Origin of the sequence: Pelagibacterium sp. (assembly GCF_035555455.1) — a bacterium.
In the GTDB taxonomy this organism is placed as follows: domain Bacteria; phylum Pseudomonadota; class Alphaproteobacteria; order Rhizobiales; family Devosiaceae; genus Pelagibacterium.
Genome location: NZ_DATMGM010000066.1, coordinates 1 through 24,449, shown reverse-complemented (window position 1 = coordinate 24,449; position 24,449 = coordinate 1). Strand labels below are relative to the sequence as shown.

Annotated in this window: 16 protein-coding genes and 1 riboswitch; of the genes, 10 read left to right on the top strand and 6 right to left on the bottom strand. The window is 64.3% G+C overall.

Features of this window, described 5'->3' with window-relative positions; translation table 11 throughout:
- The first annotated feature begins 912 nt into the window (after positions 1–912).
- The 4 genes from VNS12_RS12865 to VNS12_RS12850 all read left to right on the top strand — a co-directional run bounded on the left by VNS12_RS12865 (position 913) and on the right by VNS12_RS12850 (position 4,576).
- Positions 913–1,269 carry a GntR family transcriptional regulator gene (locus VNS12_RS12865; RefSeq protein WP_325488244.1) on the top strand — a complete coding sequence of 119 codons (357 nt, stop codon included), beginning with the start codon at positions 913–915 and terminating at the stop codon, positions 1,267–1,269.
- A complete protein-coding gene (locus tag VNS12_RS12860; protein ID WP_325488243.1) occupies positions 1,266–2,141 on the top strand; it encodes an ABC transporter ATP-binding protein in 876 nt (291 codons plus the stop codon). The genes VNS12_RS12865 and VNS12_RS12860 overlap by 4 nt, the downstream gene beginning before the upstream one ends.
- The gene (locus tag VNS12_RS12855) at positions 2,141–3,025 is read left to right on the top strand and encodes a hypothetical protein (protein ID WP_325488242.1); all 885 of its coding nucleotides are present in this window, start codon (positions 2,141–2,143) and stop codon (positions 3,023–3,025) included. The genes VNS12_RS12860 and VNS12_RS12855 overlap by 1 nt, the downstream gene beginning before the upstream one ends.
- A 342-nt stretch (positions 3,026–3,367) precedes the next feature.
- Positions 3,368–3,513: riboswitch (FMN riboswitch) on the top strand.
- 94 nt (positions 3,514–3,607) lie between these two features.
- The gene (locus VNS12_RS12850) at positions 3,608–4,576 is read left to right on the top strand and encodes a DMT family transporter (protein WP_325488241.1); all 969 of its coding nucleotides are present in this window, start codon (positions 3,608–3,610) and stop codon (positions 4,574–4,576) included.
- On the opposite strand, the gene VNS12_RS12845 is transcribed toward VNS12_RS12850, so the two are convergent.
- From VNS12_RS12845 to VNS12_RS12830, 4 genes are all read right to left on the bottom strand, one after another.
- Positions 4,573–5,730, bottom strand: coding sequence for a Gfo/Idh/MocA family protein (locus VNS12_RS12845; RefSeq protein WP_325488240.1), 1,158 nt, complete (start codon positions 5,728–5,730; stop codon positions 4,573–4,575). The genes VNS12_RS12850 and VNS12_RS12845 overlap by 4 nt on opposite strands.
- A 209-nt stretch (positions 5,731–5,939) precedes the next feature.
- Positions 5,940–6,842 carry a sugar ABC transporter substrate-binding protein gene (locus VNS12_RS12840; protein ID WP_325488239.1) on the bottom strand — a complete coding sequence of 301 codons (903 nt, stop codon included), beginning with the start codon at positions 6,840–6,842 and terminating at the stop codon, positions 5,940–5,942.
- 86 nt (positions 6,843–6,928) lie between these two features.
- The gene (locus tag VNS12_RS12835) at positions 6,929–7,912 is read right to left on the bottom strand and encodes an ABC transporter permease (protein ID WP_325488238.1); all 984 of its coding nucleotides are present in this window, start codon (positions 7,910–7,912) and stop codon (positions 6,929–6,931) included.
- Between the two features lie 14 nt (positions 7,913–7,926).
- Positions 7,927–8,712, bottom strand: coding sequence for an ATP-binding cassette domain-containing protein (locus VNS12_RS12830; protein WP_325488237.1), 786 nt, complete (start codon positions 8,710–8,712; stop codon positions 7,927–7,929).
- A 256-nt stretch (positions 8,713–8,968) separates the two neighbouring features.
- On the opposite strand from VNS12_RS12830, the gene VNS12_RS12825 reads away from it, so the two are divergent.
- Positions 8,969–9,832, top strand: a complete 864-nt coding sequence (locus VNS12_RS12825; protein WP_325488236.1) for a MurR/RpiR family transcriptional regulator — start codon at positions 8,969–8,971, stop codon at positions 9,830–9,832.
- 431 nt (positions 9,833–10,263) lie between these two features.
- Here the strand turns inward: VNS12_RS12825 and iolG are convergent, their stop codons facing one another.
- A complete protein-coding gene (gene iolG / locus VNS12_RS12820) occupies positions 10,264–11,253 on the bottom strand; it encodes an inositol 2-dehydrogenase (protein ID WP_325488235.1) in 990 nt (329 codons plus the stop codon).
- 250 nt (positions 11,254–11,503) lie between these two features.
- Between iolG and VNS12_RS12815 the strand changes: the two genes are divergently transcribed.
- The 5 genes from VNS12_RS12815 to VNS12_RS12795 all read left to right on the top strand — a co-directional run bounded on the left by VNS12_RS12815 (position 11,504) and on the right by VNS12_RS12795 (position 22,029).
- The gene (locus VNS12_RS12815) at positions 11,504–13,417 is read left to right on the top strand and encodes a bifunctional 5-dehydro-2-deoxygluconokinase/5-dehydro-2-deoxyphosphogluconate aldolase (protein ID WP_325488234.1); all 1,914 of its coding nucleotides are present in this window, start codon (positions 11,504–11,506) and stop codon (positions 13,415–13,417) included.
- Positions 13,418–14,292: 875 nt separating this feature from the next.
- Entirely contained in the window at positions 14,293–16,140 is a 1,848-nt protein-coding gene (iolD, locus tag VNS12_RS12810; RefSeq protein WP_325488233.1) for a 3D-(3,5/4)-trihydroxycyclohexane-1,2-dione acylhydrolase (decyclizing), read from the top strand.
- A 525-nt stretch (positions 16,141–16,665) separates the two neighbouring features.
- On the top strand, positions 16,666–17,559 hold the full coding sequence (gene iolE, locus VNS12_RS12805) for a myo-inosose-2 dehydratase (RefSeq protein WP_325488232.1): 894 nt from the start codon (positions 16,666–16,668) through the stop codon (positions 17,557–17,559).
- A gap of 401 nt (positions 17,560–17,960) precedes the next feature.
- On the top strand, positions 17,961–18,758 hold the full coding sequence (iolB, locus tag VNS12_RS12800) for a 5-deoxy-glucuronate isomerase (protein WP_325488231.1): 798 nt from the start codon (positions 17,961–17,963) through the stop codon (positions 18,756–18,758).
- Between the two features lie 577 nt (positions 18,759–19,335).
- Positions 19,336–22,029 (top strand): bifunctional diguanylate cyclase/phosphodiesterase, encoded by a 2,694-nt coding sequence (locus VNS12_RS12795; protein WP_325488230.1) that lies wholly within the window; start codon positions 19,336–19,338, stop codon positions 22,027–22,029.
- Between the two features lie 10 nt (positions 22,030–22,039).
- On the opposite strand, the gene hrpB is transcribed toward VNS12_RS12795, so the two are convergent.
- A partial coding sequence (gene hrpB, locus VNS12_RS12790) for an ATP-dependent helicase HrpB (protein ID WP_414693121.1) occupies positions 22,040–24,449 on the bottom strand: 2,410 nt, incomplete at its 5' end.

Here is a 24,449-nt window from a genome sequence, read left to right as displayed (position 1 = left end):
AGTATGAAGCGATCATCGCCCCACGCGTCCGGGATTTTTGGCTTATGGCGGCTTTCTCGGGCTGGGGGTTGTTGGGAAAAGACCGGCCTTTCTGCCTGCCGCCCAGTTTATTCTGGGTCGGCTGGTCGAAACGAAAAAGTGGGAGCCACTTTTTCTGCCAGCCTCCCAGTTTGTCCTGGGTCGGCTGACGAAACGAAAAAGTGCAAAGACCACTTTTTCTGCCAGCCTCTTCCGCCTGCCCCTCCGGGTTTCCCCGGTGCGACGTGGGAGGGCTTTTGCCCACCTGGTATCCACATCCGGCCATCTGTCCGCTTTGGGCCTTCCCCATGGCGACCCATGAGGAACCCGAACCGATCCCACCCAAACGTTCGTTGCGCTTGCGTCCATGTAAGCGGGGTCGTGAGGGAGAGTATGGGGGAGATTTCGGGTGCGGGGATAAGTGCAGGGTGGTTCGGGGGCAGCGGTGAGGATGGAGCGGCGGCGCTGCCGGTTACTGGATCCCGGATCAAGTCCGGGATGACGGGCGTTGGGTGGGAAAGCGCTGCGGACGTTACCCCACCGGAGTCATCCCGGGCGAAGACCCGGGATCCAGTATGCTCGGAGGTGGGGGAGGATCGCAGGCGCAGCGAAGGAAGCCCCCTCCCCCGGGAGAGGGATGGGGTGAAGGGTGCGCTGAAGTTCAGCGCGCGCGGCGGTGAGCGAGGATGCTCAGCACCCCCTCATCCGCCCCTTCGGGGCACCTTCTCCCACGAGGGGAGAAGGGGGTTGGAGCGTAGAGTTTGATGCTTTCCTCTTTTGGAAGAAGGGAAGCCGCCAAAGGGGGACGTGAAATTCCGGGCTGGAGGCTGTCATTTAAAATTGACGCCACCAAAGCAGTGTAGTAGTTATGTAGCACACTGAGGTAAAAGCTGCATGACACAGTGGCGCGATGATCAGCCGATATTTCTGCAAATCCGTCAAAGGATGATCGAAATGGTTCTCAATGGAACCATTGGCGAGGGCGAAGCCTTGCCGTCGGTGCGGCAGGTGGCGGCGGAGGTGGCGGTCAATCCGCTCACCGTAACCAAGGCCTATCAGTCGCTGGTTGACCTGGGCACCGTGGAACGGCGCAGGGGCATGGGCATGTATGTGACCGAGGGCGCGCGCGCTGCGTTGCTGGCCTATGAGAAAGAAAAATTCCTCCATGAAGACTGGCCCGCGATCGCGGCACGGATCGCCGCGCTGGGCCTGTCGATCACAGATTTACTCCCGGACGGAGACAGCCAATGAGCGCACCTGCCACAATCGTTTCCGCGCGCGGGTTGCGTAAGCGGTTCGGCAAGACCGAAGTGCTGCACGGGCTCGATTTCGACATCCCGGCGGGACGCATTTACGGGCTGGTCGGCCACAATGGCGCGGGCAAGACAACGACGCTCAACGCCCTGCTCGGGCTGACCCAATGCGAGGGGCAGATCGAGGTGCTGGGGCTCGAACCGTTTGCCAACCGGGCGCGGTTGATGCGGGATGTGGCGTTTATTTCCGACGTCGCCAGCCTGCCGCGCTTTTTGCGCGTGCGCGAGTTGTTTGCGCTGTTGACCGATATCCATCCCAAATTCAGCGCGGACAAGGCGCGCGATTTCCTGTCGGGCACAGACATAAGGCCAGAAGCGAGGATCAAGACCCTCTCCAAGGGGATGATGGCGCAATTGCATCTGGCGGTGGTGATGGCGATCGATGCGAAACTGCTGGTGCTCGACGAGCCGACGCTGGGCCTCGATATCACCTACCGCAAGCGGTTCTACCGAAGGCTGCTCGAAGACTACATGACCGAGGATCGTACGCTGCTGATCACCACCCATCAGGTGGACGAGATCGAATTCATGCTCTCGGACATCATGTTCATCCGCGACGGCAAGTTGATCGTCCACATGCCGATGGAAACGGTGACCACGCAGTTTGCCCAGCTGGTGATTTCAGACCCGGCGCAGATCGAGGCGGCCAGGGCGCTGGGGCCGGTGTTTACCGAAACACGGTTCGGGCAAACGGTGATGATTTTCGATGGCGTCGATAGTGCGCAACTGGCGCCGCTGGGGCATGTCTCGACCCCGAGCCTGTCGGACCTGTTCGTTGCGCTGATGCAGCGCGAGACGGGAGCCGCGTGATGCAAGCCATGATTGCCCTGATCAAGCGTGAATATCTCGAACATCGCGGCGCGTTCGTATTCGGACCCATCATCTTGTTGACGCTGTTCCTGCTCGGCGCGCTCTATTCGATGCTCGGCACCGACATCAGTGTCGGGATATCGGGCGCGCCGCGCACGGCGCTGCGGTTTTACGAAACGGCGTTTGCGCTCGGGGCGGCGGCCTGGCTGGCGTATCTGATCATTATGCTGTTTTTCTATTACAGCGATGCGTTTTCGGCCGACAGCCGCTCCAATTCGATGCTGTTCTGGAAATCGATGCCGCAGAGCGATTTCAAGATACTCGGATCGAAAATGGCGGCGTCGCTCACGGTGTTTCCCACCGCCATCCTTCTGGCCTTGGCGCTGACCGGGATCATCGCCTATCTGCCGGCGCTGACCATCGGCAGCCTGCTGCCCGGTTTTGCCCCACCCGATATCGGTCAGGCGGCGGGCGCGTGGGTCAACGTGATGGTTTCGGCGGTGGTGCTGTTTGCGCTGACGCTGTTGTGGTACCTGCCGTTTTTCGCCTGGGTGGGATTGCTGGCCACCGCCTTTCGGCGCTGGGCCATTCCGCTGGCGTTTTTCATACCGGTGGTGATCGGGATGATCGAGCGGGTGGTGATCCGGCGCAATATTCTCGACGAGGGCGTGGTCTGGCCGTTCCTGTCGGAGCGCTTCCAATTGCGGTTTGCCGGGCTCGATTTCGAAGGCTATTGGCTGGCGGGCCAGCCCTGGAACGGGCTGGAACTAGCAGCGCTGATGCTGACCGGGATCGACTGGGTGTCTCTGGTTGGCGGGGTGGTGATCGCGGTCGTGCTGGTGTTTGCCGCGAGCGAATATCGCCGCCGCTACGTGCTGACCTGAGGACAGCAATCGACCGAGACTTCGGGCGCTGAGGCGAAGGGGTTGCCAGCACCGGCAAATCAGGTCACCATGATCCCTAGTTTCAACCATTCGAAAGGAGGTGGTCCAATGTCTAATGAGATCCGCGCACGCGGGAGTGACTTTGGGTGTAAGGTGGTTTCGACGAGGCAGCCCTCGGCGCGATGACCCTCCCTCCGAACCTATGGTTCAGTCACCTTGCGTGACGGTTTCATGGAAGGACTGTTCGAGCAATCGGGCAGTCCTTTTTCTTTGCGCGCTTGCTTTGCAAGGATTTCACTCTTATCTTCGTTTTCGGCGCTCACCGATTGAGTGCCATTTTACTAACGTTCTCAGGGCGGGGTGAAAGTCCCCACCGGCGGTAAGGGCCCTTGGCCCAAGCCCGCGAGCGCCTTCCCCTACGGGAAGGGTCAGCAGATTCGGTGCAACTCCGAAGCCGACGGTCATAGTCCGGATGAAAGAGAACGGGATTGCGTCTTTTCGTGCCCGATCCGCATGCGGAGGTGGGCACGCGAGGTGTCGTCTCCCGTAACCCTGAGGAAACTGGTTACGGAAAGGACGACCATGAACCAGATTTCCTCTTCGACACACGCACCGGTTCTGGGGGCATTTTTCATGCTCTGCGCCGGGCTGACCTTTGCCACGATCAACGTTTTGACCCCCATCATCACCTATCAGATGGGCGTGCCTTCGACCGCCGTGGTGTTCTGGCAATATGTGATCGCGACGCTGTTCGCCATTCCGCTGATCCTGCGGATCGGGCTGTCCCGTCTCAAGACGAGGCACCCCTATTGGCATCAGACCCGCGCCTTTCTGTCGGCGCTGGGGGTGCAGTTCTTTGCCTTCGGGTTCGCCGTGGGCGTCCCCGTCTGGCAGATGGTGGCGCTGTCGATGACCGGGCCGTTCTTCATCCTGATCGGCGCGACGCTGTTTCTGGGCGAAAAACTGACGGCCCAGCGCCTCGGAGCGACCATCACCGGGTTTGTCGGGGCGATTTTCGTATCGCAGGTGGGCACCGAGCAATTCACTTTCGCTTCGCTGCTGCCCGTTTTGGCGGCGCTGTGCTGGGGCACGGTGTCGGTGATCACCAAATACCTCACGCGCGATGAGGAGCCGGAATCGCTCACGCTCTATATGCTGGTGCTGATCACGCCCAACCACTTCCTGCTCGGGTTGATCCTCGGGGTTGCGGTGGCGGTACTGCCGGCCGGGGCGTTGCCTGCTGGACTGGCGACAGGGTTCGATTTCGCCTTGCCCATGGGAGCCGCGCTGGGTCTGATTGCACTTCTGGGACTGGTGACGGCGGCGGCGCAGTATTTCCTCGCCCTGTCCTACAAGGTCGCCGATGCCACCTATCTGCAGCCGTTTGACGATCTGAAACTGCCGCTCAACACGCTGTTGGGCTGGATCGTGCTATCACAGGTGCCGTCGATTTCCTTCTGGCCGGGTGCGGCGCTGATCCTTGGGGCGTCGAGCTATATCCTGTGGAAGGAACGGCAGAGACAAACCGTCGGAGTGCAGCAGGCCGCTTAAAGCGCGACCCACCGCCCTTCGCGGTAGCTATGGGCCATGGCGTGCACCGCGCGCTCGATCTCAAGGCCCTGTGCAAAATCGATGATGTGCGCCGTTTCTCCGGCAATGGCGCGCATCACTTCCCGCGCCTCGATGATCTTGAGGTCGTTAAAGCCCAGCCCGTGGCCGGGCGCCGGGATGAAGGCAGCATAGGGCGGATGGACCGGTCCGGTGAGCACCGTGCGGAACCCCGCCTCCCCTGCCCCATCGCTGCGGGTGAACAGGGCGAACTCGTTCATCCGCTCCTGATCGAACAGGATCGATCCTTCCGAACCAAAGATTTGCAGGGCGATGCGGCCCTTGCGGCCCCAGGCGGCGCGCGACAGGCCGATGGAGCTGGAAATGCCGCCTGCGAGACGCACCAGAATATGGGCGATATCGAAGGTTTCCACAGCGCGCGCCGCGCCATCGGACGTCGGGCGTTGCGGAAAGGGCATGGCGAGATCGGCCATGACCTTTTCCACCGGCCCGAACAGGGTGGTGAGGATCGAGAGGGGATGCACGCCGAAATCATCGAGCGCGCCATAGCCCGAACTGGCCTCGCTCTTCCAGTAGAACAGCGCATCGGGGTCGGCCATGAAATCCTCGTCCATCTCCATGCGCACGGAATGGACGTTGCCCAAAACCCCTTCGTCCAGCAGTTTTCCGATGTGACGGATGGCGGGGTTCTGGATGTAATTATAGCCCAGCGCGGCGATGCGGCCGGAGGCCTGCGCGGCTTCAGCCATGCGTTCGGCATCGGCAAACGATGGCGCCATGGGCTTTTCGCACCACACATGCTTGCCCGCCTCCAGCGCCGCGATGGCCATTTGGGGGTGGAAGGCGTTGGGCGTGGTGATCGAGACGATATCGACCTGCGGGTCGGCGATCACGTCGCGCCAGTCGGCGGTGGCTTTTTCAAAACCCAGCTCCCTTCCCCGCTGGCGCGCCAGGGTTTCATTGGCCTCGGCAAGATGGACAAGGCGCGGGCGGGCGATATCGCCAAAAACAGGAGCGACAGCATTCCAGGCGAGCGCGTGGCACTTGCCCATGTATCCGGTGCCGATCAGGCCCACACCAAGCGGCGCTGTGGGCAAAAGACCGTTCTGGCGGGGCGTCGATGACTGGGGGTTCATGGGACAAGCAGCCTTTTTATAAAAAAAGACGGCGGAATATGAGAGGCCTCATATTACCGCCGGAAGTTGCTCTTGCCCTTCGCGCTCTCGCGAAGGCCTCTAGACTACCCGGCTTGTCACTGCACTTGCAAGATCATGGCAACAAAACGGCGCGAAATTTGTCGCGCCGTTTTGCATTTGTCACAGGTCCGGGCCCTCAATACCGCCTGTTACTGGTAATCAGCGGCATTCGAGGCATCGACCAGCACGGTGCCGGTATCGACCCAGGCCTCAAGCGTTTCGCCATTAGACAGCGCAATCAGGGACTCGATGCCGAAGCGCCCCATATTGTCGGGAGCCTGCGCGATCGAGGCCGTCATTTCCCCGGCGAGAATGGAATTGGCCGCATCGGGGTTAGCGTCAAAGCCCACCACCATCACGCTGTCGAGCATGGCGGCCTGCTTGAGCGCCTCGACGGCACCAAGCGCCATGTTGTCGTTGGACGCGAAGATGCCCTTGATGTTGGGATTGCCCACAAGGATGGTTTCGGCCACTGAAAGACCCATGGCGCGATCCCAGTTGGCGGGCTGTTCGGCGACGATGTTGAGGCCGCATTCGGTAAGCCCATCATGGGCACCCTGCGCGCGGGCCTGCCCGGTGGACTGGCTGATCAAGCCTTGAAGGATGGCCACATCGGCCCCCTGTTCGAGGTTGTCGCACATATATTGTGCGGCGAGCGCTGCACCGACCTGGTTGTTGGTGCCGATGAAGGTCACGCCCTCATTGGTGCCCTGGGTATCGACAAACACCACCGGAATGCCTTGCGCGATGGCCGAGTCAACGACCGGAGCCAGCGCGTTGGGATCGGTGGGCGCCAGCGCGATGCCATCGACACCCTGGGCGATCAGATCCTCGATCTGGTTGATCTGGGACTGAACGTCGGATTCCTGCGGCGGGGCGACGACGATCACCTCGACGCCGTGTTCCTCCCCGGCTGCGCGGGCTCCGGCCTCGACGGCGGCCCAGAAGGGGTTGCCCGCCCCCGGCCCCTTCATGCCGAGAACGAAAGTCTGAGCGTGCGCGCCCATAGTCATGGCCGAGAGCGCTATACCTGCCAGAAGCAATGCTTTCATATCGTGGTCCTCCCTTTGACCATTTCCTCTCCAGTTTGAAACCCTGACGTTCCGGCTGGAGAGCACCGGAAGGCCGGGCTCATGGGCTACCGACGCACGGAAGCCCGGCGGCGGACCACGTCGATCCAGACCGCGAAGATGATCACCACGCCGATCAGCACCATCTGCCAGAACGAGCTGACATTGTTGATGTTGAGCCCGTTGCGCAGCAGACCCATGATCAGCACCCCGGCCAGAACTCCGATGACAGTGCCGCGCCCACCAAAGAACGACGCACCGCCGATGATGACGGCGGCGATGGCGTCGAGTTCGAGCATCAGGCCGGCGTTGGGGAACCCGGAATCGGTGCGCCCGGCCAGCAACAGCCCGCCCAGACCGGCCATGAAACCGGAAATGACATAGACCAGCACCAGCACCCGATCGACGTTGACCCCCGAAACCCGGGCCGCCTGCGGATTGCCGCCAATGGCGTAGATGTGCCGCCCGGTGGAGGTTTTTTCCAAAAAGAACCACAGGCCCAAAGCGCAGACAGCGACGACGATAAGGCTGGCCGGAATGCCCGCGGGCGGGGCGAAGATGCCCAGGTCGTAATAGGCCTGCCCGAGATAGCGCACCTGCGGCTGCAGGCCGGAGATCGGCGCGCCATCGGTGACGAGATAGGCAATGCCGCGCACGGCGTTGAGCGTGCCCAGCGTCATGATGAAGGGGTGGGGCAATTTCAGCCAGGTGAGCCCGATACCATTGACCACGCCCACCGCCACGCCCACCAGCGGGCCGACCAGCAGCACGATGGGCCAGGGCAGGCCCATGCGGCTGGCCAGCGCCAGCGTCACCATGGACAACGCCATGGTCGAGCCGACCGACAGGTCGATCCCGGCGGTGACGATCACCACGAACATGCCCAGAGCGACAACGGCCAGCGTCGCGTTCTGCTTGAGGATGTTGGTGAGATTCTGGGGCGTAAGAAACACCTCGGGACGCGACAGGGCGATGACCACCATCATGACAATGACGACCAGCACGATGCCGTAGGATTCGAGGAATTTCGCCAGTTTTGGATTGTACAGCACGGGCCGCCTTCCCTTTAGTGCAGCCGGTCGTGGGCAAGGGATTCTGTGTGTCCCTTGGTGCCCATGATCCAGCCGATGACCTCGTTTCGGGAGGTTTCGGCCAACAGACTCTCGGCGAAATTGGTGCCCTGATAGAGCGCCATCACGCGATCGCAGCAGTAGAAGATGTCGTCCATCCGGTGTGAGATGATGATGACCGCAACGCCCAGATCCTTGAGACTCTTGATCAAATCGAGGACCTTGCCCACCTCCTTGATGGCAAGGGCCGCGGTGGGTTCGTCCATGATCACCACCTGAGCGTCGAACGCGGTGGCGCGGGCGATGGCCACGGCCTGACGCTGGCCGCCCGAGAGTTCCTCGGTGTTCTGCTCGACCGATTTGACGTTGATGTGGAGATTGTCGAGGTGGTCCTGCGCCATGTGGCGGGCCCGCTTGTGATCGATGATCGTGATCGGCCCGAGCTTGAGGCCCGGCTCGCGGCCCATATAGATGTTTTCGTAAATGGGCATGTTTCCGGCCAGGGCGAAGTCCTGATAGACCATCTCGATGCCCCTGGCGCGGGCCTCCTTGGGACTGGAAAAGCGCACCGGCTGGCCGCTGAAGATCAGCTCTCCCTCGGACGGATGGTAAAGGCCGGACAGGATTTTCATCAGCGTGGATTTGCCCGCGCCATTGTCGCCCACAACCCCCAGCACCTCGCCGGGATTGACGTGGAAATTGACATCGCGCAACGCGGTTATGGCCCCGAAATACTTGGCGATTCCGCGCGCTTCAAGCAGCGGAGTGCCCGTTTGCGTCATGTCGCCCTCCCTTGCTTCATGCGCCGCAGAATAGAACAGTTGATACACTGCTCATATTTGTGGAATATTTATTCCATTTCAGGCAGAATGCGTCAAGGGCCAATCGCCCTGCGGGGTGCAAAAACACCGGGAAAACCACGCGATACATGCGCTTTTTGAAAATCGGTCGCGGAGGTGTGGCCAATAGAAGGGGAAAGCGCGGCGACGAGTATGGCAGCGCAGGGCGGCGCGGGGATAAGGTGCGGGAGAACGACCAATGGCGCGCGGGAAAGCGATGGACAGCCAGATCGAAGAGGATTTTCCGCCCCGCGATTTCGCGGCGCTGCGCGACCGGGTGGCGGCGCGCTGGGAGGATTTGCCGCCGCGGCTGACACAAGTGGCGCAGTACGCTCTAGACCATCCCGACGACGTTGCCTTTGGCACCGCCGCATCGATCGCCGCCAAGGCGCATGTGCAACCATCGACGCTGGTGCGCTTCTCGCAGGCGCTGGGCTATCAGGGGTTTTCCGACCTTCAGGACGTGTTCCGTTCGCGGCTGCGCGATCAGGTGCTCGGCTATGACGAGCGCATGGCGCAATTGCGCGAGCACGACGCCGGAGCGCCGCGCGCCTCGACCATCCTTGAAGGGTTCGCCGACGCCTCGCTGCGCTCGATCGCGGCGCTGCGCGCGCGCCACGATCCACGGGTTCTGGAAAAGGCTCTCACGGTGCTCGATGCGGCCCATACGGTCTATCTGGTCGGGCTGCGCCGCTCGTTCCCGGTCGCATCCTATATGGGCTATGCGCTGGGCAAGCTGGGCGTGCGCACCATTCTCGTCGATGGCGTGGCCGGGCTGGCGGCGGAACAGGCGGGCTTTGCCGATGGCAACGATGCCGTCATCGCCATCTCGTTCACCCCCTACGCGAGCGAAACCGTGGCGCTGACCACCCAGATGCGCGAGGCGGGCGCGCGGGTGGTCGCCATCACCGATTCCATCTTTTCCCCCCTCGCCTCGCAGGCCGATGCCTGGTTCGAGATCGCCGAAGCCGATTTCGAGGGGTTCCGCTCGATGAGCGCGACCATGACCCTGGCCATGGCACTGGCCGTGGCGCTGGCCGACCGACGCAAAGCGAAGCGATAGGGGCGCGTTGGGCGGGGCTTGGCGGGGTTGGAGAAGGAACCGCAGGCGCTGCCGGTTACTGGATCCCGGATCAGGTCCGGGATGACGGGAGTTGGGTGGAGAAACTCCGAAGCTGACCACGCACACCGGGGTCATCGCGGGCAAAGACCCGGGAGCCAGTATGCTCGGGGGTGCGGATGGAGGCTCGGCGCACTCTCATCTCCGGCGCCTCCCCCCTCAAGGGGGAGAAGGGGGCGCGTGTTGGCGGCGCTGGAGAAGAAGCCGCAGGCGCTGCCGGTTACTGGATCCCGGATCAGGTCCGGGATGACGGGGGTTGGGTGGGGAGACTCCGAAGCTGACCACGCATACCGGGGTCATCCCGGGCAAAGACCCGGGAGCCAGTATGCTCGGTGGTGCGGGCGGAGTTCAGCGCACCCTATGCTCCGAGGCAGTCAGGCGACGGAAATCGCCTGGCCGGTTTTGAGGCTTTCGCTGGCGGCTTCGGCGAGTTTTTGCGCCATCAGGCCATCGTGGCCGGAGGCGCGGGGCGGTTGGCCGGTTGCGAGGAAATCGAGGAATTTGTGGATTTCAGCGGTGTAGGCCGCGTGATAGCGCTCGACGAAGGAAAAGGGAATCTTGTCCTCGGTCCAGCCGCGCTCATTGGCCAGTTCCACCGTGGTGTCGTGGATATTGGCGGCGCGCAAAAGCCCTTTGGATCCATGCACTTCGATACGCTGGTCGTGACCGTAGGTAGCGCGACGGGAATTGGTGATGACGACGATCTGACCCGAGGCGGTCTGCATCTGAACGCTGGCGGTATCGATATCGCCCGCCTTGCCGATGTCAGGATCGGTCAACACACCACCCAGTGCATGCACCCGCACGATTTCCACACCGCCGAGCAGGAACCGCGCCATGTCGAAATCGTGGATCATCATATCGCGATAGAGCCCGCCCGAGCGCTCGATATAGGAGACGGGGGGCGCGGCGGGATCGCGGCAGGTGATGGTGATGATTTCGGGATCACCGATCTCGCCGGCCCGCAGCCGCCGCTCCAGCGCAGCGAAGTTGGGATCGTAGCGGCGGTGGAAACCGATCATCAGAGGAACGCCTGCATCTTCAACTACTTGCAGGCAAGCCTCGATGCGCGCCACCGACAGCGATACCGGCTTTTCGCACAGAATGGCCTTGCCGGCGCGGGCCGCCGCCTCGATCAGATCGGCGTGGGTATCGGTGGGGGTGGCGATCAGGATCGCGTCAACATCGGACGCGATAACCTCTTCTACCGATTGCGTTTTCGCCCCGACCACGCCGGCCAGTGCCTCGGCGGCTGCGGGCATCGCATCGGCGATGGAAACGACGCTGGCCCGGCCTGAACCGGCGATGGCGCGGGCGTGAACATTGCCGATCCGGCCCGCCCCCAGAATTCCGAACCGCACCATTGTCTCGCTCCCGCTGGTGTCAACCTTGACTGAAAAATGCATGGACTTGTGACGAGTTCAGCGTCGAAATGGCTGAAACATCGACCTCCAACATCAAGGCCTATTTTTCCTATTCCGGGCGCAAAGTCCAGCCTCGAACTGGAACAAACATTCCGTCAGCGAAGGCTTTCAGAATTGACGTTTCAGGCCAGATGCGCATAAAGGAAGGCAAAGGACAACGTCATCACGTCCATGGGAGAGGCCAGCCAAGATGAGTGAACAGAAAGACGCGCTCGACGTCATCACCATCGGGCGGGCATCGGTCGATCTTTACGGCCAGCAGATCGGTAGCCGCCTCGAAGACGTCGCCAGCTTTGCCAAATCGGTGGGTGGATGCCCGGCCAACATCGCCATCGGCACGGCGCGGCTGGGGCTGCGATCGGCTTGGCTGGGCCGGGTGGGCAATGAGCAGTTCGGGCGGTTCATAATCGAGCAGATGGCGCGCGAGGGTGCCTCGACCCGAGGGATCATCACCGACCCCGAGCGGCTGACGGCTCTGGCCATCCTGGCGGTGGAAGATGACGAGCGGTTTCCGCTGCTGTTTTATCGCGAGAACTGCGCCGACATGGCGCTCACCGAAGCCGATATCCACGAGGATTTCATCACCAGCGCCGAGGCGATCCTCGTGACCGGGACGCATTTTTCGCAAGCCAGCACGGCGGCGGCGCAGCACAAGGCGATCAAGATCGCCCGCGACAACGGCATGAAGGTGATCTTCGACATCGACTACCGCCCCAATCTATGGGGGCTGGCCGGGCATGCGGCGGGCGAGGAACGCTATATCGCTTCGGACACGGTGTCGGCGCGACTGCTTGAGGTCTTACCCCATTGCGACCTTGTGGTGGGGACGGAAGAGGAGATCCTGATCGGCTCCGGAAGGACCGATCTGGATGCCGCGCTCAGGACGATTCGATCGGCCACCTCCGCCACGATCGTCCTGAAGCGCGGCCCTATGGGGTGCATCGCCTATGACGGAGACATTCCACAGGACCTGGAAGCGGGGACCGTCGGCGAGGGGTTTCCCATCGAGGTGTACAACACGCTGGGCGCGGGCGACGCGTTCATGAGCGGATTTTTGCGCGGCTGGCTGCGGGGCGAACCGCTGGCGACCTGCGCCACATGGGCCAATGCCAGCGGCGCGATTGTCGTGTCGCGGCTGTTGTGCTCTTCGGAAATCCCCAGCTTTGAGGAATTGCAGTATTTCCTCGCGCATGGCAGCCCGGAACGGGCGCTGCGGCGCGACGAGGCGCTCAACCATCTGCACTGGGCAACCACGGGGCGGCGGCGGGATATCCCGAACCTGATGGCGCTGGCCATCGACCATCGCAGCCAGCTTGAAGATGTGGCCGACCGGCTGGGGGTGCCGCACGAGCGGATCGGGGCGTTCAAGCTTTTGGCCGTCGCCGCGGCGCAAAAGGTGGCGGCGGGGCGCGACGGGTTCGGGATGCTGCTCGACGACAAGCACGGGCGCGAGGCGCTGTTTGCCGCATCACGCGGGGACGAATTGTGGATCGGCAAGCCGGTGGAACGCCCCGGCTCGCGGCCCCTCGCGTTTGAATTCAGCGCCGATGTGGGCGGCCGGCTGGTGGAATGGCCGGTGGACCACACCATCAAATGCCTGTGTTTTTTCCATCCCGACGACCCGGAAGATTTACGGCAGGCGCAGACGGAAACGCTGCGCGGGCTCTATGATGCGGCGCAGCGGGCGGGGCGCGAGCTTTTGATCGAGATCATTGCGGGGCGCAACGGGACGCTGAAGACTGATACCGTGCCGCGCGTGCTGACCGCGCTTTACGAGGCGGGCATCCGCCCCGATTGGTGGAAACTCGAACCGCAGGCAGGCCCGGAGGCGTGGGCGCTGATCGACGCCACCATCGAGACGAACGACCCCCAGTGCCGGGGCGTGGTGCTGCTGGGGCTGGAGGCACCGGCGGAGCAGTTGCAGGCGGCGTTCCGCGCCACGTCGGGATCGCGGACGGTGAAGGGGTTTGCCGTGGGGCGGACGATTTTTGCCGGGGCGGCACAGAAGTGGATGGCGGGGGAGATGGGGGACGCAGAGGCGATCGAGGATATGGCCCAGCGGTTTGCGGGGCTGGTCGCGGCATGGGAGGCGCGGGGGGTGTGAGGGGCTCGGGTCACGGAGGGTGGAACGAGCCGGGACGCTGCCGGATACTGGATCCCGGATCAGGTCCGGGATGACGGGGTGGGTGGTGGGCGACTTCGGTTCGATCACATCCACCGGGGTCATCCCGGGCGAAGACCCGGGAACCAGTATGCTCGGGGGTGCGGTGCGGGCACGGCGATGGAGTTTCGTTACTCTTACCCCTCGGGGGAGAAGGGGGCTCGGAGGGCGGATGAGGGGGCGCAGCGGTTCGGCGGGAACGGGGGATGCGGGTGGAAACTCAGCGCCCCCTCATCCCCGGCCCTTCTCCCACAGGGGGAGAAGGGGGCTCGTGTGGCGGGGGCTGGGGCAAGAGCCGGAGCGCTGCCGGTTACTGGGTCCAGGATCGGGTCCGGGATGACAGCGCTGAGGGGTGGGCGACTTCGGTTCGATCACATCCACCGGGGTCATCCCGGGCGAAGACCCGGGAACCAGTATGCTCGGGGGTGCGGTGGGGGCACGGCGATGGAGTTTCGTTACTCTTACCCCTCGGGGGAGAAGGTGTCCCGGAGGGCGGATGAGGGAGCGCAGCGGTTCGGCGGGAACGGGGGATGCGGGTGGAAACTCAGCGCCCCCTCATCCCCGGCCCTTCTTCCACCGGGGGAGAAGGGGGCTCGGGTGGCGGGGGCAAGAGTCGGGGCGCTGCCGGGTACTGGATCCCGGATCAAGTCCGGGATGACAGCGCTGGGGGGTGGGCGACTTCGGTTCGATCACATCCACCGGGGTCATCCCGGGCGAAGACCCGGGAACCAGTATGCTCGGAGGTGCGGTGGTGGGATAGGGACGGGGTATAAAATGGAGTGGGGACAGGTTGAGGGGGTGCGGGAAGGAGGTGGAGGATGGTTGAGACGGTCAGGCTGACCATGGCGCAAGCGGTGGTGCGGTTTTTGGCGGCGCAGGAGACCGAGATCGATGGACACACCGTGCCGCTGTTTGGCGGGGTGTGGGCGATTTTCGGGCATGGGAATGTCGCGGGGATGGGCGAGGCGCTGCACGGGGTGCGCGACACGCTACCGACCTATCGCGCCCATAATGAACAGGGCATGGCCCATGCGGCGATCGCCTATGCCAAGGCCAGCTTTCGGCGACGGATGATGGCCTGCACCACCTCGATCGGGCCGGGGGCGACCAATATGGTGACCGCCGCCGCGCTGGCCCATGTCAATCGCCTTCCCGTGCTGCTTCTGCCCGGCGACGTGTTTGCCAACCGGCGGCCCGACCCGGTGCTGCAGCAGGTCGAGGATTTTGCCGATGGCACGGTATCGGCCAATGACTGCTTTAAACCGGTGTCGCGCTATTTCGACAGGATCACCCGGCCCGAACAGATCATCCCCGCCCTGCGCCGGGCCCTGCAGGTGCTGACCGACCCGGCCGAATGCGGGCCGGTGACGCTGGCTCTGTGTCAGGACACACAGGCCGAGGCCTATGACTATCCCAAAGCGTTTTTTGACCGGACGGTGTGGCATCAGCGCCGGGTGCGCCCGGACCTTGGCGAACTCGACAGGGCTGTGGCAGCGATCAGGGCGGCGGAAAAGCCGGTGCTGATCGCGGGGGGCGGCGTGCTCTATTCGGGCGCGGCGGAAACACTGGCGACGTTCGCGAGCGCACACGGCATTCCGGTGATGGAAACGCAGGCAGGCAAATCCGCCCTGCCCCATGACCATGCTCTCAACATGGGATCGGTGGGGGTGACCGGCACCAGCGCGGCCAACCGGCTGGCCGAAGAGGCCGATCTTGTGCTGGCGGTGGGGACACGACTGGCCGATTTCACCACCGGTTCGTGGGCGCTGTTTCAAAATGAGGCGGTGAACTTTATCGGGCTCAATGTTGCGGGCTTTGACGCAGGCAAGCATGGGGCACTGCCGCTTTTGGCCGATGCACAGGCGGGCCTCGACGCGCTGTGCGAACGGCTGGGCGAATGGCGGGCAGCGGAGCGCTGGCAGGCAAACGCCGAGGCGGGCAAGCGCGACTGGCTCGATGCCGCCGAGGCCGTGACCGCACCCACCAACGCCCCCCTGCCCTCGGATGCGCAGGTGATTGGCGCGGTGCAGCGCACGGCGGGTGACAACACCATCGTCGTGTGTGCGGCGGGCGGATTGCCGGGGGAACTGCACAAGCTGTGGCAGGCGGGGCGTCCGGGGAGCTATCACGTCGAATACGGGTTTTCGACCATGGGCTATGAGATCGCCGGCGGGCTGGGGGTCAAGCTGGCCCGGCCCGAGGCCGAGATTGTGGTGACGGTGGGTGATGGCAGTTACATGATGCTCAATTCGGAGCTGTCGACCGCCGTGATGATGGGGCAAAAACTCACCGTGGTGCTGCTCGACAATCGCGGTTTTGGCTGCATCAACCGGCTGCAAATGGCCACTGGTGGCGCGAACTTCAACAATCTGTTCGCCGATACCGTGCATGAGACGATGCCCGAAATCGATTTTGCTGCCCACGCGCGCGCCATGGGAGCGCATGCGGAAAAGGTGGCAGGGATCTCCGAACTGGAAGCGGCGCTGGCGGCGGCGCGGGAGCGCACAACAACCAGCGTGATCGTCATCGATACCGACCCGCTGATCAGCACCGAGGCCGGGGGCCATTGGTGGGACGTTGCCGTGCCCGAAGTGAGCGCGCGGGACGAAGTGCGCGAGCGGCGCGAGGCGTATGAGGAGCGAAAGGGCGATCAGCGGATCGGGTGATCTTGCGTGGGCAAATCGCGGCGCGGGGATGCTGGGTCGCGGGGCAAGTCCGGGGTGGCGGAGGAAGGCAGCTGTGGGGGCGCCTTTCACGGAGCTGCTCCGGGCTTGACCCGAGGCTCAGCGAAGGATGGGCAAAAGCCGAAGCGCTGCCGGGTACTGGATCCCGGATCAAGTCCGGGATGACAGCGCTGGGGATGGGGCAACTCCGGGGCGATCACACCCACCGGGGTCATCCCGGGCGGAGACCCGGGATCCAGTATGCTCGGAGAGGAGAGCAGAGACTCAGCGGCCCCTCATCCCCATCCCTTCTCCCCGAGGGGAGAAGGGGGCTCGCTTGGCGGGGAGTGGGCAAGAACCGGGGCGCTACCGATTACTGGATCCCGGATCGGGTCCGGGATGACCGTGGTGGGTGGGGCAACGCCCGGACTTTCACGTCCGCCGGGCGTGTGGCGGAAGGCTGAGGGTGACAAGGGGGGCGGGGGTGGTGGTACAACACATCGACAGTGTGACGAGGAACAGGTTGAGATGATCCGGATCGGAGCGAACCCAATCGGGTGGTCCAATGACGACATGATCGAGATCGGCGGGGAAACGCCGCTCGAAACGTGCCTCGCGGAAGCGCGGGAGGCGGGGTTTACCGGCATGGAGCTGGGCAACAAGTTTCCGCGCACCGCCGACGCGCTGCGGCCTGTTCTCGACGCGCATGGACATCATCTGGTGTCGGGATGGTATTCGACAGAATTGTTGCTGCGTGACGAGAATGCGGAACTGGACGCGGTGCGCGGGCACGCGACGCTGCTGCGCGACATGGGGTGTTCGGTGCTGATCGCCTGCGAAACATCCAACGCCATTCATGGGCAGATGGAGACGCCCCTGTCCGAGCGCCCTGTGCTGCCGCATGGGGTGTGGGGCCGGTTCGGGATGCGGCTGACTGCGTTTGCGCAGAAGCTCCGCCAGGAATACGGGCTCAGGCTGGTTTACCACCACCATATGGGCACCATCGTGCAGACCGAAGCGGAGATTGACCGGCTGATGGCTTCGACCGGCGATGCGGTGGGGCTGCTGCTCGATACCGGCCACGTGACCTGGGGCGGCGGCGATCCAGCGCGGGTGGCGCGTAACCACAGGGCGCGCATCGGCCATGTGCACACAAAGGACGTGCGCGAGGCGGTGATGCTCAAGGCCAATGCCGAGGATTGGAGCTTTCTGCGCTCGGTGCTGGCAGGGGTCTATACCGTGCCCGGCGATGGCGCGGTGGATTATCCTTCGGTGTTTGCCGAACTGGAAGGGTATGAGGGCTGGGTCGTGGTCGAGGCCGAGCAGGACCCGAAAAAGGCCAATCCGTTCGATTATGCCAAGATGGGATATGGGTATTTGCGCACGGAACTGGAGCGGGCGGGGTTTTCGATCGTGACGTGAGGGCAGAGGGCACGGGAGCGTGAGGCGGGCGGATGGGAGAGAGCCGAAGCGCTGCCGGTTACTGGATCCCGGATCGGGTCCGGGATGACAGCGCTTGGGGGTGGGGCAGCTCCGGGGCGAACACACCCACCGGGGTCATCCCGGGCGAAGACCCGGGAACCAGTATGCTCGGAGGTGCGGATGGAGACCCAGCGGCCCCCCTCATCCCCATCCCTTCTCCCCCGAGGGAGAAGGGGGGCTCTTTTGGCGGACGGAAGGGAAAGAGCCGGAACGCTGCCGGGTACTGGATCCCGGATCAGGTCTGGGATGACAGCGCTGGGGGTGGGGCAACGTCGGGATGACGGTGGAGAGTGGGGGAAGGCTGGGGGATGAACAGGCGCGGTTGGGGGAGTGAGGAGGACGTGATGGACTTGTTGATCAAGCCCTCGGGAGGCACCGGGAAGGTGATCGAGGTGACGCCGCAGAGCGCCGGGTGGCGCTATGTGGGGTTTGCGGTGCATAAGCTCGCCGAGGGGCAAGAGGTCAGCGCTGCGACCGGCGATCGCGAAGTGTGCCTTGTGCTGATTTCGGGAGTGGCGCGGATCAGCGCCGGTGGCGTCGATCTGGGCGAAATGGGTGGGCGGATGAGCCCGTTCGAGGGCAAACCGGCCGCCGTTTATGTCCCCGGGAACAGCGAATGGCGCGTCACGGCGCGCGGGCCGGTGGAACTGGCGGTATGTTCGGCCCCTGCCCTCTCAGAGCGGGCCGTGACGGTGATTTCTCCAAAGACCATGAGCCAGGAAACGCGCGGAGCGGGCACCAATACGCGCTACGTCACCAACATCCTGCCCGAAACCGACGGGGTGGCCGACAGTCTGCTGGTGGTCGAGGTGATCACGCCGGGCGGGCATACGTCATCATATCCGCCGCACAAGCATGACCGGGACGCGCTGCCGCACGAATCCTATCTCGAAGAGACCTATTACCACCGGCTCAACCCACCGCAGGGCTTTGCCTTCCAACGGGTCTATACCGACGACCGCTCGCTCGACGAAACGCTGTTGATCGAGGATGGGGTGACGACGCTGGTGCCTCGCGGCTACCACCCCTGCGCGGCCATCCATGGGTATGATCTGTACTATCTCAACGTGATGGCGGGGCCGCACCGGGTGTGGCGGTTTCATAATCAGCCCGAGCATGAATGGCTGCTTGGGGGGTAGAGCTGGGCGAGAGACACATTGCTTGCGCTGCCGGCGGGGCGGCTCCGGATCGATTACGCCCACCGGGGTCATCCCGGGCGGAGACCCGGGAGCCAGTATGCTCGGTGGTGCGAGTGGAGATTCAGCGACCCCCTCATCCCCAGCCCTTCTCCCACGAGGGGAGAAGGGGGCTGTTTTGGCAGGCCGGAGGGCAAGAGCCGGAGCGCTGCAGGGTACTGGATCCCGGATCAAGTCCGGGATGACAGGGCTGGGGGGTGGGACTGGGTGGGCAACTCAGATCGATTACACCCATCGGAGTCATCCCGGGCGGAGACCCGGGAGCCAGTATGCTCGGTGGTGCGAGCGGAGATTCAGCGACCCCTCATCCCCGGCCCTTCTCCCACAAGGGTAGAAGGGGGCTCTTGTGGCAGGCGGGAAGGCAAGAGCCGGAGCGCTGCCGGGTACTGGATCCCGGATCAGGTCCGGGATGATAGGGGTGCGTGGAAGCGTTGGGACCGGGCGTGAGGGGCTTAAAGGGGCCGTTAAGTCATAATCGACGATAATGGAGCGTTGAAATGGCGGTGGGGGCAGGCGCTCCGTGGCAAGCAAAGCGCAGGGCAGGCTGAGGCGGGCGTGGCGGACGCTGGTGGCGATCAGCAATATTCCGACGCTGATTGCCCTCGTGGTCATCGGGGTTTCCATTCTTTACGCCGAACACCAGAACCAGAAAATCTACGAACAGGCCCAGCGCACCATGGTGCTCGACAAGGTGGGCGTTGTGCGGGCGCTGCTCGAAGGCGGGATCAATTCCAACCTGCAGCTGGTGCACGGGCTGGTCAGCGTGATCGGCACCGAGCCGGACATGGATCAGGAGCGCTTTGCGGCGCTGGCGGGCTATCTGCTGGCCCAGAACAACCAGTTGCGCAGCGTCGCGGCGGCACCCGATCTTGTGGTGCAAATGGTCTATCCCGAAGACGACAACCGGGAAGCTCTGGGGCTCGATTACACCACCAATGCGGAACAGCGCGACGCGGCCTTGCGGGCGCGCGACACTCACGACATCATCCTCGCCGGGCCGATGCATCTGGTGCAGGGCGGACGCGGCTTTGTGGGGCGGTTTCCGGTCTTTCATACCAACGCAGCGGGGCAAGAGACGTTCTGGGGCATCGTTTCGGCGGTGATCGACGCGGACCGGCTCTATGCCGAAACCGGCATCAGCGCGCTCGATGACGGGATCGCCATCGCCATATCCGGGCGCGATGGCAATGAAAGCGACAGCCGGGTGTTTTACGGCGACGCCGGAATCGTCGCGCAGAACCCGGTGCGGGCCGACGTGGCGCTGCCCTGGGGCGGATGGTCGATCGCGGCGGTGCCCGCCGGGGGGTGGGAACAGACCCCGCCCAACACCGCGGCCCTGCGGGTGGGCATGGGGCTGGCGGCGGCGCTGATCCTCGTGCCGGTCATCCTGTTGGGCCGGCTCAATGAAGAGCGGCGGCGGCGCATGATCGACCAGCGGCGCCGGGAGATCGAGCTTTCGCGCCTTTCGCGGCGGCTGGAACTGGCGCTGGCCACCTCGCAAATGGGCGTGTGGGAACTCAATATCGTAACCGGCACGTTCGCATGGGACAGCCGGATGAACGAGCTTTACGGCCACCCGGTCGATGGCGGACCGCGCGATTACGACGACTGGCAAAACCGCCTGCACCCGGACGATCAGGATCGGGCCCAGCGCGATTTCAACGAGGCGATCCGCTCGGGCGGCCATTACCAATCCAAATTCCGGATCGTCTTGCCCGATGGCGAAGTGCGCCACATCCGGGCCATCGGCACGGCATTCCAGGAGCCGGGAACCTCGCCACGCGTCGTGGGCGTCAGTTGGGACACCACCGCCGATGCCGGGCTGGCCGACGCGCTGTTGCAGGCCAAGATTCAGGCCGAGGCCAAGAATTTCGAACTGGAAACGGCAAAGGCACGCATCGAGCACAACGCCATGCACGACCCGCTGACCGGTCTGCCCAACCGGCGCTATCTCGACGATGTGCTCGACATGCTCAGCCGGCGCGGAACCGACAGCCCCGGCAGAATGGCGATCCTGCATCTGGACCTCGACCGGTTCAAGCAGATCAACGATACGCTGGGGCATGCGGCGGGCGATGCCATGCTGATCCACGCGGCCAATGTGCTCAAGGGCGCGGTGCGGCCCTCGGACTTCGTGGCGCGGATCGGCGGTGACGAATTCGTCATCCTGTGCATCGGCGAGAAATCCGACGCCAGCCTTCTGGCTATCGCCGAACGGATCATCGCCGCCATGCGCCGCCCGGTCGCCTATGAGGGCCATGAGTGCCGGTTCGGGGTGTCCATCGGCATCGCCACCGGGGATGCGCATCGGGTGGCGCCCAAATCCCTGCTGGTCAATGCCGATATCGCGCTGTATCGGGCCAAGCGGATGGGGCGGAGCCGGGCCGAATTCTTTTCCGAGCAGTTGCAGGCCGAAATCATCACCGCCAAGCGGGTGGCCGACGATGTTCTCGTCGCGATCGACAATGATCATTTCGTCGCCTACTACCAGCCGCAGGTGGATGCGCAGACCCTCGATATCGTGGGGGTGGAAGCGCTGGTGCGCTGGCGGCATCCGACCCGGGGCCTGTTGCAGCCCGACGCGTTCCTGGCGGTTGCCGACGACCTCAATGTGGTGGCGACCATCGACAAGATCATCCTGGAGCAGGCGCTGGCCCAGCACCGGGACTGGACGGCGGCGGGGCTGGTGGTGCCGCGCATCTCCGTCAATATTTCAGCGCAGCGGCTCAATGAGCCGGGGCTGATAGACTCGCTGAAAACCCTTGCTATCGCGCCGGGAACCGTGGCGTTCGAATTGGTGGAATCGATCTATCTCGATGAACGCGACACGCCGGTGTCGTGGAATATCGACCAGATCAAGGAGTTGGGCATCGATGTCGAAATCGACGATTTCGGTACCGGCTATGCCTCGATCGTCAGCCTGTTGCAGATGCGTCCGAGGCGGCTCAAGATCGACCGGCAACTGGTGCGCCCGATCACCGGATCAATCGAACAGCGGCGGCTGGTCGCCTCGATCATCGAGATCGGCGCGTCGCTGGGCATCGAAGCCATCGCCGAGGGCGTGGAATCGCGCGAACATATGAACATCCTTGCGGATATGGGCTGCGCCGTGTTGCAAGGTTACGCCATTGGCGCGCCCCTGCCTGCCGCAGAGGCCACCGACCTGATCCTCGGCCAGCGCTGGCGCGCGATGGGCAAAGCGGCGGAAATCTAGATCCGATGCGCTAGCCGCGCGGTTTGGCGCGGTTGGTGGGTGGGGCGGCGAGCGGATCATCCGGCCAGGGGTGGCGCGGATAGCGGCCTTTCAGGTCGCGGGCCACATCCTTCCAGCTGCCGCGCCAGAAACCGGGCAGGTCGCGTGTCGTCTGGATGGGACGACGGGCGGGCGACAACAGCGACAGCAGCAACTTGACCTTGCCGCCGGCGATCGAGGGGTGGGTGTCGAGGCCGAACAGCTCCTGCACCCGCACGGCCAGCACCGGGCCGTTTTCGGCAGCATAATCGATGGGGATGCGGCTGCCGGTAGGCACGGTGAAATGCGAGGGCAGCAGGATGTCGATTTCGCCGCGCTTGTCCCAGGGCAACAGATCGAACAGCGCGGCGGCAAGATTGTCAGCGGTGATCGCATCGAGCCGGGCCAGCCCGGTGATATGGGGCACGAGCCAGTCTGCGTCGTTTTCGGCCAGAGCGTCATCGGAGAGATCGGGCCAATCGGGCCCGAGCGTGCGGTAGAGGAAGGTGGCGCGCTCACGCAACGCGGTCTGCTCGCGACTCCAGGGCAATTTGCCGATGCCGAGACTGGCGATGCCTGCCGCAAGGAGCGGGGCGGCAGCATCCGGATCATCGATGGCGGCAGGGCCATCTTCGAGGCGCAGGGCTCCGAGCCGACGCTGACGCCGGGCGCGCACCGCTTTGGACGCCGGATCGAAGGCCAGATCGGTGACAGAGTGAATCTGACCGGCAAATTCTTCTTCGATAGTCGCCAGATCGACGGGCAGCGCGGCGCGGATCACGGCGCCCGCCGCCGTGCCGGTCATTTCGGCGACGACGAGGAATTTTTCGCGCGCGAGGCTGTCGGTTTCATCGAGGCGGGCCTGACGGCCATTGGCGAGGCGAAACCGCCCCTGCCCCGTCGCTTGGGCGACGCGATCGGGCCAGGCGCGGGCCAGATGGCGGCCCAGATCGGCCCCCAGTAGTCCCCCGCCTCCGCTCGCAGCCTTGGCCCAGCGGGCAGCGAGCGCCTTGGCCTCTGCGGCGCGTTTTGAGGTGTCATGACGAAGGCGATCGAACCGGGTGGAGAGATCGGTGTCCCTGCCGCCCAGTCCCGGCTCACCCACCAGAACCCCGAGCAATGCCGCATCCATGGCCGCGCCTTCCGGGGCGGCGCGGGCGATCATGTGGCCAAGCCGCGGATGCAGGGGCAATCGGGCGAGCAGCGTGCCGTGGGCGGTGATGCGCTGATTGACGTCGAGCGCACCAAGGCCTTGCAACAGCGCAACCGCTTCGGCCCAGGCGGGCGCGGGCGGCGGGTCGAGAAACGCAAGGCTGACCGGATCGCTGACACCCCAGCCGGCGAGATCGAGGACGAGGCCGGTGAGATCGGCCTCGCGGATTTCCGGCGGATCGAAGGCGACGAGGCTGGCCGTCTGCCCCTCATGCCAGAGACGATAGCACACGCCCGGCTCGGTGCGCCCTGCCCGGCCCCGGCGCTGATCAGCGGCGGCGCGAGATACTTTCCGGGTTTCCAGCCGCGTCAGCCCGGTGCCCGGCTCATAGACCGGCAGCCGCGACAGGCCGGAATCGATGACGATGCGCACGCCCTCAATGGTCAGCGAGGTCTGCGCGATGGACGTGGCCAGCACCACCTTGCGCCGCCCCGGCGGGCTGGGCTGGAGGGCGCGATCCTGCTCGGCGGCGGTCAACTGGCCATACAGCGGCGCGATATCGGTATCGGGGCCAAGCATTGGAGCGAGCGCCTCGGCGGTGCGGCGGATTTCAGCCTGACCGGGGAGAAAGACGAGGATCGAGCCGGTATCGTCATCAAGCGCGCGGCGCACGGCGGCGGTGACCGTCTGCTCGATGCGGGCCGTGGGCGCGGGAACGATGTGGCGGGTTTCGACCGGGAAAGCGCGGCCTTGGGACGAGATGACGGGGGCTTCGCCCAGGAGCGAGGCGACCGCCGCGCCATCGAGGGTCGCCGACATGACCAGCAGCCGCAGATCGGGCCGCAACGCGGTGGCGTCGAGCGCCAGCGCCAGCCCCAGATCACCATCGAGGCTGCGCTCGTGGAACTCATCGAACAGGACAGCGGCGATGCCGGTCAACTCGGGATCGTCGAGGATCAGCCGGGTGAAGACGCCTTCGGTGACCACCTCGATGCGGGTGCGGGCCGACACGCGGGTGTCAAGGCGGACACGATAGCCGACGGTTTCGCCCACCGCTTCGCCCAGCGTCTGCGCCATGCGCCGGGCCGCGGCCCGGGCGGCCAGGCGACGCGGTTCGAGCATGATGATCCTGCCATCGCCGCGCCACGGCGCATCGAGCAGCGCCAGCGGCACCCGAGTGGTCTTGCCCGCGCCCGGCGGGGCGACCAGCACCGCGTTCGGCCCCGCCTCCAGCGCTGTGGTGATCTCG

Bases quoted from the DNA above. Each gene is read 5' to 3' on its own strand.
- VNS12_RS12865 (WP_325488244.1), top strand. From the start codon at position 913: ATGACACAGTGGCGCGATGATCAGCCGATATTTCTGCAAATCCGTCAA.
- VNS12_RS12860 (WP_325488243.1), top strand. From the start codon at position 1,266: ATGAGCGCACCTGCCACAATCGTTTCCGCGCGCGGGTTGCGTAAGCGG.
- VNS12_RS12855 (WP_325488242.1), top strand. From the start codon at position 2,141: ATGCAAGCCATGATTGCCCTGATCAAGCGTGAATATCTCGAACATCGC.
- VNS12_RS12850 (WP_325488241.1), top strand. From the start codon at position 3,608: ATGAACCAGATTTCCTCTTCGACACACGCACCGGTTCTGGGGGCATTT.
- VNS12_RS12845 (WP_325488240.1), bottom strand. From the start codon at position 5,730: ATGAACCCCCAGTCATCGACGCCCCGCCAGAACGGTCTTTTGCCCACA.
- VNS12_RS12840 (WP_325488239.1), bottom strand. From the start codon at position 6,842: ATGAAAGCATTGCTTCTGGCAGGTATAGCGCTCTCGGCCATGACTATG.
- VNS12_RS12830 (WP_325488237.1), bottom strand. From the start codon at position 8,712: ATGACGCAAACGGGCACTCCGCTGCTTGAAGCGCGCGGAATCGCCAAG.
- VNS12_RS12825 (WP_325488236.1), top strand. From the start codon at position 8,969: ATGGCGCGCGGGAAAGCGATGGACAGCCAGATCGAAGAGGATTTTCCG.
- iolG (WP_325488235.1), bottom strand. From the start codon at position 11,253: ATGGTGCGGTTCGGAATTCTGGGGGCGGGCCGGATCGGCAATGTTCAC.
- VNS12_RS12815 (WP_325488234.1), top strand. From the start codon at position 11,504: ATGAGTGAACAGAAAGACGCGCTCGACGTCATCACCATCGGGCGGGCA.
- iolD (WP_325488233.1), top strand. From the start codon at position 14,293: ATGGTTGAGACGGTCAGGCTGACCATGGCGCAAGCGGTGGTGCGGTTT.
- iolE (WP_325488232.1), top strand. From the start codon at position 16,666: ATGATCCGGATCGGAGCGAACCCAATCGGGTGGTCCAATGACGACATG.